The organism is Mycobacterium sp. THU-M104 (assembly GCF_049197365.1).
In the GTDB taxonomy this organism is placed as follows: Bacteria; Actinomycetota; Actinomycetes; order Mycobacteriales; family Mycobacteriaceae; genus Mycobacterium.
On sequence record NZ_JBMIOP010000088.1, the window covers coordinates 1 to 15,005 of the forward strand.

The window sequence follows — 15,005 nt, forward strand, 5'->3', positions numbered from 1 at the left end:
CGGGCATGGCCGCGCGGATGGTGCCCGGTGTGCCGGGCAGGGTGGAGCGGCCTTTTTCGACGAACAGCACGCGCCGGCCTGCGCGGGCCAGTGAGTAGCCCAGCATCCCGCCGCCCATGCCGGTGCCCACCACGATCACGTCCCACAGCACGCGTTCGGCCTCGCGCCCACTGAGTTCGCCGTCAACCACGTGGAACTCCTCAACCGATCATGGGCCCACAGCGCAACCGGCCCGGGCGAACCGGGATCGTAACATCCGACACCGGTCGGACTCGCCGAATTGAGCACCCTGGCGCGCGGCATGCGGCATGCCATTGCCCCCGGCCGCCTCACAAATAGCGGCGTTGTGGACGGGCCGAGCCGGCCAGACCGACTCCCGGTTTCGTCAGTGCGTTTAGATAATCAGGTATCGGAGCGAGTCAAGGTAGTTCGATGCACCCTGGTAATACGCCACAGTTCGTACTATCCAGGCACTGCTCTCAAGAGGTATGTTGAGGCCGGTCTTGTCATCGGAGTCCGCATATGTCTCTCTATGTGATCGCAACGCCGGATCTGTTGGCTTCCGCGTCGGCGGAGCTGGCCGGTATCCGCGAATCCATCATGACCGCCGCCGCGGCGGCGGAGCCGTCGACGACGTCGCTGATACCCGCGGCCGAGGACGAGGTCTCGCAGGGGATATCGAGACTATTCAGTGCCTTCGCCCAGGAGTTCCAGGCACTCAACGCGCAGTCGGCCCTGTTCCATCAGCAATTCGTCAACGCGTTGCACGCCGGCGGGGCACAGTATGCGGCCGCAGAGTCGGGCAATGCCAATCCGTTGCAGAGCGCGTGGAACACGGTCAACGGCGAAGTCCAGGTGCTGACCGGGCGTCCGCTGGTCGGCAATGGTGCCGATGGGGCATCGGCCACCACCCCGGGCGGCAACGGTGGGGCCGGCGGCAACGGCGGTTGGATCATCGGTAACGGCGGTAACGGCGGCAACGGCGCGCCTGGCGCCAACGGCGGCAACGGCGGCGCCGGCGGGTCGGCGGGCTTGTGGGGCCACGGCGGTAACGGCGGGGTCGGCGGGAATGCCACAACCGCAGGCGGGAACGGCGGTAACGGCGGGGCGGGCGGGGCCAATGGATGGCTCGGCGGCGGCAACGGCGGGAACGGCGGGAACGGCGGGTACGGCCAGTCCGCATCGCAGTCCGGCCAAAGCGGCGGGAACGGCGGTAACGGTGGGGGCGGTGGCTTCAACAGGGCGATCTTCTCGATGACCGGTGCCGGCGGGCACGGCGGCAACGGCGGCAACGGCGGCAACGGCCTCCCCGGCACCTCGGGCCCCACGCCCGGGGCCGCCGGGATGGCCGGTGGGAACGGCGGCAACGGCGGTTACGGCGGGGCCGGTGGCGACAACGGGGCGCTGTTGGGGGGAACCGCCGGGGCGGGCGGCAACGCCGGTAACGGCGGCAACGGCGGTAACGGCGGTAACGGCGGTTCTGGTACGGGCTCGGCCGGGGGCGCGGGCGGGGCCGGCGGCAACGGCGGCTACTCCGTTGGCGGGGCCAGCGGCCAATCTCTCTTCTTCAACTTCCTGGCTCACCCCGGTGCTGCGGGTCTTGGGGGTGCCGGCGGAAACGGCGGAAACGGCGGTAGCGGCGCCGTCGGCGCTGCCGGTGCTTCCGGCCACAACGGCTTCAGCGGTGGCAACGGCGGGGCTGGCGGTTATGGCGGCTACGCCAGCGCCGGCGGCATCAACGGCAATGGCGGCAACGGGGGTGATGGCGGTAAGCCTGGCGCCGGCGGCACTGGCGGCGCGACGGGTCAAGTCGGTTATGGCGGTCCGGGTGCACCGGCCAGCGATGGTCCGGGCGCCGCGGGCGTCGCAGGCGTCGCTGGTACGCCGATACCGCCGCCGCCGCTGCCGTGGTGGTACGCATTGCTCTCGCCCCTTCCGCTGCCGCCTCCGCCGCCGCTGCCCCCGCCGCCGCTGCCGCCGTTGCCGCTGTGAGACCGGCCGGCCCGTCAATTCACACGCGAGCAGGTTTGCTCACGTCAACAACGCAGGCCGAGGACAGTGGCGAGTTCCTCGTCGTGGCGGTCGCGTTGGAAGCGTTGTGCTGTGTGCGCCGCGCCGAAGGCGAGGCTGCGCCTTAGATCCTCGTCCGATTCGAGCGTCATCAGGTTGGCTGCGAGTGCGTGAGCGTCGCCGGCTGGGCTGAGCAGTCCGTTGACTCCGGGGTTGATGATCTCGGGGGTGCCGCCGGTGTCGGTGCCGCACACGGGCAGTCCGGCTCTCATGGCCTCCACGGTGACGCGGCCGAACGCCTCGCAGTGGCTGCACATGAGGCCGACGTGGGCGGCCGACCAGTAGCGTCCGACCTCGCGGGTGGGTCCGTCGATGCGCACCAGGTCCTCGACGCCCAGGCGCCGGGCAAGCTTGCGAAGCGGCTTTTTGCTGCCTTTACCCACCAATGTCAGCGCGATGTCGACGCCGGCTTTCCGGGCCAGCGCAACAGCCTCGACTGCCAGGCGTTGTCCCTTGGCTTGGGAGAAGTAACCGACCAGCACCACGCGCAGGGGCTCGCCGGGGTGCCGCAGCGGCGGCGCGGCAAGGGGCGTGTCGACAACCGGGTAGACCACGTGCGTCGTCATCGTCGGATCTACCGCGAGAAGGGCCTTCTGGACGGCGTCTGAATTGCAGATCGCCGATTCCGACAGCTTGCCGATCAGGCGGATGGTCCTGTGGTAGCCGAACAGGAACCACAGCCGATGGTCGTCTCGTCCGAACTCGCGGATCATCCAGTAGTGCGGGATGCCGAGCAGTTTGGCAGCGATCGCGTGCGCAGGAATGGTCATGGTGTTGGTGAGCACCAGCGTCGGACGCAGCCGAACAAGGAGCAACACCGCGCGCACGATCCCTGCCAGGAAAAGCACAAGGTAGGGGACCGTGCCGATGAACGCCTCGATACGTGGCGCGCGCAGCCGTTCGAGGAAAGCCCAGCCCGGTAAGAAAGTAGCTTTGGTTGCGATACCGTGCCGAGCGCACTCTACCGCCAGGTTTCCCTTCCAGGGGCAGACCGCGACCACCTCCAGGTCGGGCCGCTTTTCCCGGATCGCCACGACCGTGTCACGAAAATCGAGCGCGCCTCCTCCGCCGAAACTGCCCACGTTCGAGATCGCCATCACCCGGGGGACTGGGTTCGCTTTGCGTGAAGTCGCGAACGCGCGAAGCCGGGTTCCCATGCGGCGCAGGGTCTCAGCGGCAACCATTGCCAGAGTGTACGTCGGCGCGATTCGCACCGGGCTGCGCATTCGCCGATTGAGCAATCCGCGGATCTCCGTTTTGTCATAAGACAGTTCAACCATCGTTTTCTCGCATCGTCGGGACTGACCGTGGGGGGCAGCTGCTAGCATCCGGTGGGTGTCTGACAACGCCTCGGTGCGGATCGGCGTTTTGGGAGCGGCGCGTATTGCATCGGCTGCGCTCATCAAACCCGCTCAGGCAAACAGCGAAGTTGTGGTGGCCGCAGTGGCGGCGCGCGATGTGTCCCGTGCTCAGACCTTTGCCGCCAAACACGGCATCGGCCGTGTGCACGACAGTTACGAGGCGCTGCTGGCCGATCCGGACGTGGATGCGGTCTACAACCCGCTCCCAATCAGCCTGCACGGCAAGTGGACTCGCGCTGCGCTGGACGCCGGTAAGCACGTGCTGTGCGAAAAGCCGCTCACCGCCAATGCCGCGGAAGCCCGCGAGGTCGCCGCGGCGGCCGCCAAGTCGGGCCGGGTGGTGATGGAGGCTTTCCATTATCGCTACCACCCCTGTGCTGTGCGCGTTGACGAGATCCTTGCCTCGGGGGAGCTGGGCGAGCTTGAGCGGGTGGAGGCGCAGTGGTGTTTTTGGATGCCTAAGGCGTCGCACAACCGCTACAACTATTCGATGGGTGGTGGCGCGCTGATGGACCTCGGTTGTTATGCGGTTGACATGGTGCGCAGGTTTGGCGGTTCGACTCCGGAAGTTGTTTCGGCGCAGGCGAAGCTGCGTGGTCCGCAGGTGGACAGGGTCATGACGGCCGAATTACGGTTTGCCGGCGGAAGCACCGGCCGGATTCACTGCTCGATGTGGTCGACCGATCTACCGCGCTTGACGGTAAGGGTCGTGGGCGACCGTGGCGAGTTGCGGCTGCATCCGCTGATACCCTTCCAGCGGTTTTCGGTCCGGTCAGGCCGGGGTAAGCGTGTGGAGAACTTCACGGCAGGGCGCTCCACCTACGCGTATCAGCTCGACGCTTTCGCCGCGGCTGTACTGCGCGGTGAGCCGGTGAAGACGATGCCGGACGAAGCGATCGAGAACATGTCCGTCATCGATGCCATGTATGGCGCTGCCGGACTTCGGCTTCGTCAGCCCAGTTGAACCGATAATCCGTTGGGCCAGTGAGGTTTAAGCACGTCCGTGCGTGTCGATGAGCCGAGCGATGGATGCCCAGTCATTCGGAAACCGGTTGAGCATCTCGTCTTTCCGTCCGTCGAGCGCCGAGATGTGCAGCGCCAGGAATTCATCGATGATCTCGTGCTGACGCTCTGCGAGGACGCCGGAATGCGGGTCCAGGTTTTGCACGATCGCGAGCCCTGTCGGTTGCGCCGCGATCACGTTGACCGACAGATCGGCCCGGTACTTTTTCAAGATCAAAATCAGGCGCCAGATATCCCCGCTCCAGAACCACGAAGCCCGTTCGCGGGCGGCGCTCATCGCATCAATGGGGTATACGTCGTGGATCAGAATGACGGAGTCCGAAGAGCAGTACTTTTCCACGTTGATGAAATCCCGCAGGGCAAACTCCATGTGGTGCATGCCGTCGATGAAGGCGAGGTCCAAGGTCCTGCCGCCCAGCTCGGAGGAGACATCATGCTGCGCAAAAAAATCGTCACTGGTCTGCGCAAAGACCCGCTGACGGGGTCCCAAAGGCTTCCGTAGGCGCGGGTTCGGATCGACTCCCAACGCTAGCGTTTCTGGTCGGACGATTTCGAAGGACTGGCCCTGATCGATGCCGATCTCCAGGTAGGTGGCCGGCTTGAGGTGTTCGTGAATGCGGGCCAGGACCTGAAAATAACCTTCGCCGGGGAACTCCAGGGCCGCCAGCATCAGGTGCGCCTTGAGATGCGCATCAGAATAATCCTCGGCTTGCAGAGCCGCTCGAAACAACTCCATCGCGCGCTGGGGCCGGCCCAGAAGCCGCTGGATGCGGGCGCGGCGGTACAAGTATCGCGCCTCATTTATGGCAAGTGCCATGGCTCTCCCGTGATTCTTGTGACGGCTCGGTCTGCGTCCTTATGGGTACCTGGCCAGACCTCGTCGGGGATGGCGGCGATGATGCCGTCTGCTTTTCGCCATTTCCGCCAGAGCCTGGTCGACTGGGTGCAGCCGGTTCTAGCCGGCTGACGGTTCATGATTCTTGCATATGGGTGTGATAGATGTCCGGGTGCCGCTCCGGCGGGTGGGGTTTCTTTGGTGCCGGTGAAGCCGATCAGTTTGGCGCAGCCCAGGGGGTTGGTAGCGTCAATCCACACGAAATGATGAAAGCTGGGGCCATGAAATTTGTCCTGTCGAGCTATGGAACCCGCGGGGAGGTCGAGCCCTGCGCCGCGGTGGGCCTTGAACTGCTGCGCAGAGGGCACGACGTGTGCATCGCCGTTCCGAGCGACCTAGTCGGCTTCGTCGAGTCGGCTGGACTTGCCGCGGTCGCCTACCAGGTGGATTCGCAGACACTGATTGAGCGCTACCTCCACTTGTGGCGGCACTTCTATTTCTCCCGCAACCTTTGTCGGATGCGGGAGGTGAACAGGTTGTGGCGCGAGCAGGCGGAGATCGGTTTCCAATGCTTTGGGGAGATGCGAGCGACGCTGATGTCGCTGGCGGAAGGGGCCGACCTGCTACTTAGCGGCGTGAATGGCGAGCGGCCCGCTGCGCTGGTGGCGGAGTACTACGACATTCCATTGGCCGTGCTGCATTACGGCCCGGCGCGAGCCAATGGTCAGATGGTTCCGCTTCTGCCATCGCCATTAGTCCGATCGGCAATGGCGGCGTATGAGTGGCTGATTTGGCGGCTGTCGAAGAATTACGAAGACGCTCAGCGCCGTGAACTGGGTCTGACGAAGACAGAAGCCCCTTTTTCGCGGCGGATGGCCGAACGCGGATCGCTCGAGATTCAGGCCTACGACGATGCGTGCTTTCCTGGACTGGCGGCCGAATGGGCGAAATGCGCTGGCCTGCGGCCCTTCGTCGGCGCGCTGACGATGGAGTTGCCGACGCCTGCCGATGCGGAGGTGTTGGCGTGGATCGCTGCGGGAACACCGCCGATTTTCTTCGGCTTCGGCAGCATGCTGGTCGAATCCCCGGCCGACACGCTGGCCATGATCAGCGCGGCCTGCGCGCAGTTGGGCGAGCGGGCATTGGTGTGCTCCGCCGGGAGTGACTTCAGCCGCGTCCCGCAGTCCGACCACGTCAAGGTGGTGGGCACGGTGAATTATGCGGAGATCTTTCCGTCCTGCCGCGCGGTCGTGCACCACGGATCGATCGGCACCACGGCTGCGGGCCTGCGCGCCGGAGTCCCCACGCTGGTCCTGTGGACGATACGTGATCAGGTGATCCTGGGAGCCCAGGTCAAACGACTGAAGGTGGGGACCTCCCGGCGCTTGTCGACCGCTACCGAGAGATCGCTGGTCGAGGACCTCCGCGTCATTCTCGCCCCGCAATACGCCGCGCGGGCCCGCGAGATCGCCAGCCGCATGAGCAAACCCGCCGAAAGCGTTGCGGCCACCGCTGACCTTGTGGAAAATTCCGCCCGTTTGCAACGTGTCGTCTGATTCGATGCGATGGAGAAGGCAGTCGGCCGACCACGCGAATCGCACGTGATGGGCGAGGGGTGTGCCCGTGCGCGGCGCGGGGGCACCTTCTGCAGCCCTGAACAAGGAAGCGAACTGTCAACCGAGCGTCGACGTACCAGCGATGGTCGCTGACGCCCTTACGTACGCTATTCAGACGATGATATGAGGCCAGAATCGGCGATGAAAGTCGTACTAGCAAGCTGGGGCACTCGCGGCGATGTCGAGCCCTGCGTCGCTGTCGGCCGCGAATTGGTGCGTCGCGGGCATGACGTGCGGATGGCTGTCTCGCCTGACCTGGTCGGCTTCACCGAGTCGGCCGGGCTTGCGGCGGTCGCCTACGGGCCGGATTTGGAGCTCATCGCGGACGTGCGCCGCAGCTGGACGCGCTACTTCCACAAACCGTGGAGGATCCAGGACCTGAACAAGGTGGCGCGCGACATTCAGGAGCGCTACAACCAGAGCTGGGGGGAGGGGAGTGCGACGCTGACGTCGCTGGCGGACGGGGCCGACCTGCTCATCACCACCAGCGTGGGTTACGAGATGCTCGCCGCCAACGTCGCGGAGCACCACGGCATTCCCTTGGCCACGCTGCATTGGTTCCCGCTGCGGGCCAACGGTCAGCTCTTGCCATTTCTGCCGGCCCCGTTGTGCCGTTTGGCGATGACGGTGCTCGAGTGGCTGTCGTGGGGCGGCACGGCGAAAAAGATCGAGAAGGTGCAGCGCCGTGAACTTGGCCTGCCGGAGGTTACGGGCCCGTGGCCGCGGCGGATGACGAAACGCGGCGCGTTGGAAATCCAAGCCTACGACGAGCTGTGCTTTCCTGGGCTGGCCGCCGAATGGGCGAAATGCGATGGCCTGCGGCCCTTTGTCGGCGCGCTGACGATGGAGTTGCCGACGGACACCGATGAGCAGGTCGCGTCCTGGATTGCGGCGGGGACACCGCCGATTTGCTTCGGGTTTGGCAGCGTGGGGGTTGAATCTGCTGTCGACACCCTCGCGATGATCGGTGCGGCCTGCGCGCAATTGGGTGAGCGGGCGTTGGTTTGTGCGGCCGGGACCGTCTTCAACCCCATGCCGCTTACGGAGCACGTCAAGGTGGTGGGCGTGATGAATTACGCGGCGGCCTTTCCGCGCTGCCGCGCGGTCGTGCACCACGGTGGCACGGGCACCACGGCCGCTGGCCTGCGCGCCGGAGTCCCCACGTTGATCCTGTGGACGATGCCGGATCAGGCGCTCTGGGGGGCTCGGGTCAAACGACTGAAAGTTGGCACCACCCGGCGCTTTTCGTCGACGACCCAGGAATCGCTGGTCGCGGACCTGCGGACCATCCTGGCCCCGCACTACGTCGCCCGGGCTCGCGAGGTCGCCACCCGGATGACTACACCCGCCGAAAGCGTCACGGCCGTGGCAGATCTTGTGGAAAATTTCGCCCGCTTGGGGCGTGTCGGCTGATCCTCTCGCCCGGCTTGACGTCGCCGCCACCGCAGTCTCGGCACCTCAGCGAAGCGGTGGTGGTCCTCGGGTCGATACCGGACCCGCAGTCCGTCGCCGGCGACGTGGTCTGGCACAGGATCGGCGCGGGGCGTCCAGCAGCGCGGCATTGAGCCGGTCCCGAAGTTGTGCGAAAAGCGCACCGCAAGCGCTGCTTGTGCTGCCCTGATTGTTTCGCGGGAACTCCGATCATCGCAGCTCAGCCGGTGCTTTCCTCATTGCGAGACCCGGCACCAAGCCAATTCGACTACGGATCGAGGCCACGTCGGCGGCCCAACGCGCCGCCGGTGATCGCAGAACCGGTAATAATGATCTAAACCCCTGACTTTGCCTTTGCCGATGACAACTGAAGGGCCAGAGCCTGCGATGAAATTTGTGCTGGCATGCTACGGGAGTCGCGGTGATGTCGAGCCTTCCGTCGCCGTCGGCCGGGAGTTGCAGCGCCGAGGGCACGACGTGCACATGGCCGTGTCGCCCAACCTGGTCGGCTTCACCGAGGAGGCTGGGCTTGCAGCGGTCGCCTACGGTTTGGACACGCAGGCCCTGCTGGATGCGCAGCGCAACTACTGGACATGTAGCTTTCGCACACCCTGGAAGCGCAAAGAGCTGAAAAGGTTGCAGCGGGAGAATCTGGAAATCTCTGCCGCATGCTGGAAAGAGATGACCACGACGCTCACGTCGCTGGCCGACGGGGCCGACCTGCTGTTCACCGGCCTGACCTTCGAGCAGCCCGCCGCCAACGTCGCCGAGCACTACGGCATTCCCTTGGCCACACTGGATTACTACCCGATCCGGGCCAACGGGCAACTCCTGCCGTTCCTGCCGTCGCCGCTGATCCGTCGCGCATGGATGGTGGGCGAATGGATCAATTGGCGCGCCATGAAAAAGACCGAGGATGCCCAGCGCCGGGAACTGGGCCTACCGAAGGCCAGGCACACCACATCGCGGCGGATCACCGAACGCGGTTCACTGCAAATCCAGGCCTACGACGAGGTGTGGTTTCCCGGGCTGGCCGCCGAGTGGGCGAAATACGACGGTCAGCGGCCGTTCGTCGGAACCCTGACGATGGAGTCGCCGACCGATGCCGACGAGGAGGTCGCGTCGTGGATCACCGCCGGGACACCGCCGATCTTCTTCGGCTTCGGCACCATAGCCATCGCATCCCCGGCCGATACACTCGCTCTGATCGCCGAGGCATGCGCGGAGGTAGGCGAGCGGGCGTTGGTTTGTGCCGGGTCCAGTGACTTCGGCACGGCCACCGACTTCGAACACGTCAAGGTGGTGAGCACCGTCAACTACGCGACGACCTTTCCCGCCTGCCGCGCCGTCGTGCACCACGGTGGCGCGGGTACCTTGGCCGCGGGCCTGCGCGCCGGAGTCCCGACGCTGATCCTTTGGACCCTGCCCGATCAGATCATCTGGGGAGCTCAGCTCAAACGACTCAAGATCGGCTCTGCTCGGCGCTTTTCGTCCGTTACCCGCAAATCGCTGGTCGGCGAACTTCGCACCATCCTGGCCCCGCACTACCTCGCTCGCGCCCGCGAGATCGCCACCCGGATGACCCGGCCCGCCGAAAGCGCTGCGGCCGCGGCGGATCTCCTCGAAGATTTCGCCCGCCTGCGGCGTGTCGGCGGATCGGTGAAGCCTGGTCGTTGAGGTGAAAGCCATTTCCGTCCTGGTACGACATCTGACTATTTCCGATGGTGTTGTGCGACAGTGTGATCCACGAATTCGCCCGGGTTCAGTGTGACGGCAGGTGTAGGACGGGTCGTCGTTCGGGCCGGGCCAGTCGGGCCGGGATGTTCACGATGCGCGCCGCCGCAGCGTCGAACCTTGCGTGACTGCATGAGCGGCGCCAACGAGCATCCCGGTTACTCGCCGCACGTTGTGGGTGATCGCAGCGCACACCACCCAGGGCAGCAAGCCGACGACGATAACTGAGGATTCACCGGAGTCTGTTGAAACAGCTGCTGGCACCGGTAATCGGGGCGCTGGCCGACCGTTCGCTCGGGGCCGCCGCTTGACGCGGGCCGTTGAGCCACCACCGCGAGAATGCGCCACGGAGAGGCCGGACAACGTCGGCGGCTGGGCCGTTTTTGGGCAGGCGATTTCGATCCAATTCCGCGTTGAGGTCGCCGTACGCTTCGATCGTCAGATGCCGCCCACTTCGATCTGGCTTCCGATCCACGGGATGATCTCGTCGAGCGCGTCATCGAGTGATGTCGTGGCTTTGAAGCCGAGGATGTCCATGGCCTTTTGGACCTCGGGTACCCGCTTTTGCACGTCATAGGGAAATGGATCGTCGCTGACGAGCCGCAATGGGGTGTCGCCCTTGATTTTGTGCCACACCGTCTCGGCGAGTTCGTGGACCGTGGTCGACGCCGCGGTCGAGAGGTTGAAGTCCTCATTGCGTGCCAGGTCCGACTCGATAGCCAGGCGTATACCCCGGGCGAGGTCGCCGCCATAGGTGTAGTGCCGGACTTGGCGGCCGTCGCCGAGAATGTGCAGCGGGTCTTGGCCTTTGAGGACCTTTTGGACCAGGTCGGGGACGACGTGGCTCATCGCCAGACGGACATTGCCCGACATGATCTCGCGATCACACAGGGCGCGCTTTTCGCCCACTCCGATGCAGTTGAACGGCCGCACGATCGTATAGGGCAGCCCGTACTGCTCCCATGCCCCTTGGGCGAAGTACTCGGTGGCGAGCTTTTGGAAGCCGTAGGTCGAGTGCGGCGGCGGGCAACGGCGCTGCTCGCCCTCGGGGGTCGGATACGTTGACGTGCTCTCGTAGACCATCGACGAGGACACGACGGTGATCTTGCTCAGGTCCGCGTTGCGGTGTGCCCAAATCGCCGCATCGAAGGTCGCCGCCGTGATCCGCTCGTTCTCGGATAGCAGATCGTAAGCCAGCTCGTGGAACAGCGAGATACCGCCGATGATCGCCGCTCCGGCGACCAGATGATCGCAGCCTGCCAGCAGCTCCTTGAGCAGCCCGACGTCTTTCGCATCGCCCTGCACGCAGGTGTAGTTGGGGTTCGTGTCGAATGCCCGCTCGATCGGCCCGTACTTCGAGTAGTTATCGAGTCCGATCACTTCGTAGCCGTGGGTGAGTAATTCTTCGATGAGGTACCCCGCGATGAAACCGGCCGAGCCCGTTACAAGAATCTTCACGTAAGTTGCGCTCCCTTTCCGAAAAAGTTCCAGACGTCGATGACACGCTTGTCGTCCGGGATAACCAGCGATCGGTAGTCGCTGTGCGGTGCCCCCAGCACAAGCACGTCGGACCGCTCGAGCCCCTCGTCGAGGGTGACATCACCGCACAGCTTCACCGTCGCCTCGGCGGTGTTCGACGAACGAAATCCGGTTCTGGCCGTTGGCCTGGCGCCGGTTGTGGACTTGGCTGACCAGCGACCCCAACATCGCTCGCCGGTTCTCCTTTTGTCTCACGAACGCCAGGGCTCGACCAGAGACCTCCCTTGCCGACGCGCCGAAAAACTTCGGCAGCCGCTTCCTGAATTCCTGGTTAATCCCCTTCGCCCCGCTCATTCCGGTGATGTTGTCCCATCGGGCAACGACGATGTCCATGTATCGGGTCACGAGCGCGGGGTTGGAGAAGCAGCGGATATTGAAGTCCCAGTCGGCACAGCCGCCGTAACGCAGGTTGTAGGGACCGATGCCGGCGAAAAGCTCGCGGCGGTAGAAGATCGACTGATGGCAGATGTTCGCCTCGAACAGCAGGCGGTCGAGGTCGAAGGCCCCGGCGTAGCGGGAACCGGTCGAGCGTGCGATCACATCGCCGTAGACCAGATCGCTGGGCTCATGTTCGCCGATGAAGGCGGCCACCCGGGCCAGGGTGTCCGCGTCGTACAGGGTGTCGTCGGCGCCCAAGAAGAGCAACCACGCTCCCGTAGCCATTGCCACACCGCGGTTCATGGCGTCAGCGACATTCTGGTCGGGGCCGCTATGGATATCCAGGCGCTTACCGAGAATGGGAGTGAAGCTGTTGGCGACGTCGAGGGTTGCGTCCGTCGAGCAGCCGTCGACGAGGATTACCTCGAAGTCGCTGTAGGACTGGCCTACCACGCTGTCGAGGCAAGCGTGCAGGGTCGCCGCCATGTTCAATGTGGGGACGACGATCGAAAACATCGGAGCGTTCATGGCACGATCACGTCAGCGGTGGTCGTCATCTAGACGATCTTAGACTTGAGCATTTGGCCTGGGCTCGGGTACTCGGTCTGCAGTTTGATCGCCATCACGGAAGAAGACTCTTCTGCCATAGTCGTGGGCACGTGACCTACGGTTTTGGGGGCGCCATGCCGTGTCCCGCTTATGTTTTGGAATGTCAGTGAGGGCGTCAAATGGGTTTCGCGGTTTTCCAAGACATGGGATCGCCTGGTGGACGAGATGTCTGGCGAAAGAAGCGCCGATGGATCGCGGCCCGTCAACACCGGGTTCCCGTCAATCCGCCAACCCGCTGTTGCCAACCGCGAAGTAGGAGTTGCCCAACTCGGACACTGGCAAGTGGCTGAAGTGATTCCAGTAGTCGAACAGGAAGCCGTCGGGCGCGATGAACTCGCTGATCGCTTTCGGCGAGATTCCGCCGAGAGCGGGATGGTTGTTGGCAATGACAACCACCGAGGCACCGCTCACGGCGTCCCCGAGGCGGGCGAATGTGCGCTCATCCGGGAAAGTCGCGGCCAGATGTTCGGGCGCTATCACCGGGTCGAACAGGCGATATTCGGCGTCCGGATGAGCTTTTTTGAGTTCGTCGAGCACCTTGATGGACATCGACCCCCGGAGATCATCGGTGGCCGGGATGCCCTTGAAAGCCATCCCGAGAACGCATATGCCCAAGGGGGAGGGCAGGTTGCGTCTGGCGATTTCATTGCTGATGAATGTGACTGTCTCCGCCGGCTGCCGCTCGTTGACGAGCCGACCGGCGCAGGTGAGCTCCAGATCGATGCCGCGGCTTCGCGCGCTCTGAAGAAGGATGTGTGGATCCTTCTCCAAGCAAGGACCACCGACGAGACCAGGCATCGGCACGTTCGTGCGCTTGTACCCCAGTTTCCCGGAAGAGATCACCTCGTGCGCGTTGACCTGGAATGCATCGCACAGTCGCGCTACTTCGTTGGCGAAGGCGAAGTGCACGTCGCGGTACGTGTTGTCGACGAGCTTGATGATCTCGGCAGCCTCAGGGCTCGACACCTGGACGATGGACTTGGTCAGCCGTCGGAAGACGGCCGCGGCACGATCGCCGACGGCCGGGTCATCGGCGCCCACGATTTGGGGCAACTCTCGCAGTTCCCGCAGAGCTTCTCCTTCGAGTGTTCGCTCCGGGCACATCGCGATATCGAAGAGCTTTCCGGACGCGGCGAGGACAGGCGACACCACATCGCGTGTGGTTCCGACTTTGACGGTGGAACGCAGAATCACCAGCGCACCGTCACGCATGTGGGCGGTGACCTCGTGGGTGGCCGCTTCGATCATGTCAGTACGTACGATGCCCTCATTCGACAGCGGCGTTCCGACCGTGATGATGTAGGTGTCGCAGACCGCTTCCGGATCTAATCGCTCCGTGGCAACCAAGCTGCCGGATCGAACAACCTGGGAGAGCGCTTCGGGCAACCCCGTCTCGCAGAAGTAAGGTATGCCGGCGTTCGTCTTGTCGACCACCTCTGGCCGCTTTTCAACGCCGATCACTTTGTTGCCTGTCTCAGCCAGCACAGTCGCGAGAGTCAAGCCGACGTAGCCAAGGCCTATGACTGCCACATCGTAGCGAGGGATTTGCAAAACGGTGGACCTTTCCCGAGGACCGATGTGAGCAATGCCGAGACGATTAGCGCCGACGGCAAAAGTCGGACGATCCGGTCAGTCGGTACGCGGCCCGTCATTGACCATGACGCAGTCGAGGTCGATGACACGCATCGCCTCGTCCAGGCTCACCGGGCATATGGTGGAAATCGAGAACCCCCTGTTTTCAAGGGTATGCAATGTGTCCTGATATGAAGGAATCCCCGAATACAGAGGCCGCACCGACAGCTCCGTCTGCAGCGCGCCCACACCGTGCAGCTCAGCGCCAGCACCTTCAATCACCTCGAGATCGAGTCCTTGCGTGTCCATCTTGAGGTAGACGTTGCGCATCGGGTAGGAGGCGCGCAACTCAGGCAGCACCGCATCCAGCCGTTTAACCTCGACGCTTTCCGTGCGATCGACGACGTTGACCTCCCGAAACTGGTTGACCACGGAGTCATCTGGTGTGAGGAACGAACTGAGATCGTCGGATCTCATCACATTGATATCGCGTTGGCCATTTGCCCTGCCCAAGGCACAGCCACGCACGATCCATCGCGGGTCTCTCGCCGCCGCGGCCTCCATGATTCGGACGTTTCGCCGCACCGGTTCGAACGAGATGATCCAGCCTTCATAGCCGACGGAGCGGCGAAGGAAATCCCGGTACTGGCCACGGTTGGCGCCGACGTCGAGCACGCAGTCGATGTCGAGTTGGGCAAAAAGGCGGTTCAGGTGGTGTGCGAGCGCGCGCTTGTTCAACACGTCAGACCGCGCGTCCTCGGCGCGATCGGGTCGCACGATCACGACGTCGTAGCGGAGCCGGTCGACCAGGCGGTTGAGCACGAACTCGACTATATC

At 64.2% G+C, this 15,005-nt stretch carries 13 protein-coding genes and 1 pseudogene; 5 read left to right on the plus strand and 9 right to left on the minus strand.

The genetic code is table 11. The features are described 5' to 3' along the window. On the minus strand, positions 1–190 hold a 190-nt coding region (locus tag ACOJVU_RS08285), incomplete at its 3' end, for an FAD-binding protein (RefSeq protein WP_421529332.1). Positions 191–522: 332 nt separating this feature from the next. On the opposite strand from ACOJVU_RS08285, the gene ACOJVU_RS08290 reads away from it, so the two are divergent. Next, entirely contained in the window at positions 523–1,992 is a 1,470-nt protein-coding gene (locus tag ACOJVU_RS08290) for a PE family protein (RefSeq protein WP_421529333.1), read from the plus strand. Positions 1,993–2,036: 44 nt separating this feature from the next. Here ACOJVU_RS08290 and ACOJVU_RS08295 read toward each other — a convergent pair whose 3' ends face one another. Beyond that, positions 2,037–3,473 carry a glycosyltransferase family 4 protein gene (locus tag ACOJVU_RS08295; RefSeq protein ID WP_421529334.1) on the minus strand — a complete coding sequence of 479 codons (1,437 nt, stop codon included), beginning with the start codon at positions 3,471–3,473 and terminating at the stop codon, positions 2,037–2,039. On the opposite strand from ACOJVU_RS08295, the gene ACOJVU_RS08300 reads away from it, so the two are divergent. Then, positions 3,397–4,395: a Gfo/Idh/MocA family protein gene (locus ACOJVU_RS08300; RefSeq protein ID WP_421529347.1), complete on the plus strand. Its 999-nt coding sequence runs from the start codon at positions 3,397–3,399 to the stop codon at positions 4,393–4,395. The two genes, ACOJVU_RS08295 and ACOJVU_RS08300, sit on opposite strands and share 77 nt — an antisense overlap. Before the next feature lie 27 nt (positions 4,396–4,422). Here ACOJVU_RS08300 and ACOJVU_RS08305 read toward each other — a convergent pair whose 3' ends face one another. Further along, positions 4,423–5,271, minus strand: a complete 849-nt coding sequence (locus tag ACOJVU_RS08305) for a class I SAM-dependent methyltransferase (RefSeq protein ID WP_421529335.1) — start codon at positions 5,269–5,271, stop codon at positions 4,423–4,425. Between the two features lie 299 nt (positions 5,272–5,570). Here ACOJVU_RS08305 and ACOJVU_RS08310 point away from each other — a divergent pair, with 299 nt between their 5' ends. The 3 genes from ACOJVU_RS08310 (at position 5,571) to ACOJVU_RS08320 (ending at position 10,013) form a co-directional block, all read left to right on the plus strand. Then, positions 5,571–6,845 (plus strand): glycosyltransferase, encoded by a 1,275-nt coding sequence (locus ACOJVU_RS08310; RefSeq protein WP_421529336.1) that lies wholly within the window; start codon positions 5,571–5,573, stop codon positions 6,843–6,845. A gap of 201 nt (positions 6,846–7,046) precedes the next feature. Next, positions 7,047–8,318 carry a glycosyltransferase gene (locus ACOJVU_RS08315; protein ID WP_421529337.1) on the plus strand — a complete coding sequence of 424 codons (1,272 nt, stop codon included), beginning with the start codon at positions 7,047–7,049 and terminating at the stop codon, positions 8,316–8,318. Positions 8,319–8,723: 405 nt separating this feature from the next. Further along, entirely contained in the window at positions 8,724–10,013 is a 1,290-nt protein-coding gene (locus ACOJVU_RS08320) for a glycosyltransferase (protein WP_421529338.1), read from the plus strand. A gap of 88 nt (positions 10,014–10,101) precedes the next feature. On the opposite strand, the pseudogene ACOJVU_RS08325 reads toward ACOJVU_RS08320, so the two are convergent. From ACOJVU_RS08325 to ACOJVU_RS08350, 6 genes and pseudogenes are all read right to left on the minus strand, one after another. Continuing rightward, positions 10,102–10,271 (minus strand): annotated as a pseudogene (locus tag ACOJVU_RS08325) (IS1380 family transposase); the annotation flags it as partial. A 237-nt stretch (positions 10,272–10,508) separates the two neighbouring features. After that, a complete protein-coding gene (locus ACOJVU_RS08330; protein WP_421529339.1) occupies positions 10,509–11,528 on the minus strand; it encodes an NAD-dependent epimerase/dehydratase family protein in 1,020 nt (339 codons plus the stop codon). Further along, positions 11,525–11,686 (minus strand): hypothetical protein, encoded by a 162-nt coding sequence (locus ACOJVU_RS08335; protein WP_421529340.1) that lies wholly within the window; start codon positions 11,684–11,686, stop codon positions 11,525–11,527. Before ACOJVU_RS08335 ends, ACOJVU_RS08330 begins: the two co-directional genes overlap by 4 nt. Further along, positions 11,670–12,503 (minus strand): glycosyltransferase family 2 protein, encoded by an 834-nt coding sequence (locus tag ACOJVU_RS08340; RefSeq protein WP_421529348.1) that lies wholly within the window; start codon positions 12,501–12,503, stop codon positions 11,670–11,672. The genes ACOJVU_RS08335 and ACOJVU_RS08340 overlap by 17 nt, the downstream gene beginning before the upstream one ends. A 312-nt stretch (positions 12,504–12,815) precedes the next feature. Then, positions 12,816–14,126 carry a nucleotide sugar dehydrogenase gene (locus tag ACOJVU_RS08345; RefSeq protein ID WP_421529349.1) on the minus strand — a complete coding sequence of 437 codons (1,311 nt, stop codon included), beginning with the start codon at positions 14,124–14,126 and terminating at the stop codon, positions 12,816–12,818. A gap of 99 nt (positions 14,127–14,225) precedes the next feature. Then, positions 14,226–14,990: an FkbM family methyltransferase gene (locus ACOJVU_RS08350; protein WP_421529341.1), complete on the minus strand. Its 765-nt coding sequence runs from the start codon at positions 14,988–14,990 to the stop codon at positions 14,226–14,228. Between the last annotated feature and the right edge of the window lie 15 nt (positions 14,991–15,005).

What these genes read in the sequence shown, in the direction of transcription:
- ACOJVU_RS08310 (WP_421529336.1), top strand. Translation starts at nt 5,571, where the DNA reads ATGAAATTTGTCCTGTCGAGCTATGGAACCCGCGGGGAGGTCGAGCCC.
- ACOJVU_RS08295 (WP_421529334.1), bottom strand. Translation starts at nt 3,473, where the DNA reads ATGAGCGCAGCCGATGCAATACGCGCCGCTCCCAAAACGCCGATCCGC.
- ACOJVU_RS08290 (WP_421529333.1), top strand. Translation starts at nt 523, where the DNA reads ATGTCTCTCTATGTGATCGCAACGCCGGATCTGTTGGCTTCCGCGTCG.
- ACOJVU_RS08340 (WP_421529348.1), bottom strand. Translation starts at nt 12,503, where the DNA reads ATGTTTTCGATCGTCGTCCCCACATTGAACATGGCGGCGACCCTGCAC.
- ACOJVU_RS08320 (WP_421529338.1), top strand. Translation starts at nt 8,724, where the DNA reads ATGAAATTTGTGCTGGCATGCTACGGGAGTCGCGGTGATGTCGAGCCT.
- ACOJVU_RS08315 (WP_421529337.1), top strand. Translation starts at nt 7,047, where the DNA reads ATGAAAGTCGTACTAGCAAGCTGGGGCACTCGCGGCGATGTCGAGCCC.
- ACOJVU_RS08305 (WP_421529335.1), bottom strand. Translation starts at nt 5,271, where the DNA reads ATGGCACTTGCCATAAATGAGGCGCGATACTTGTACCGCCGCGCCCGC.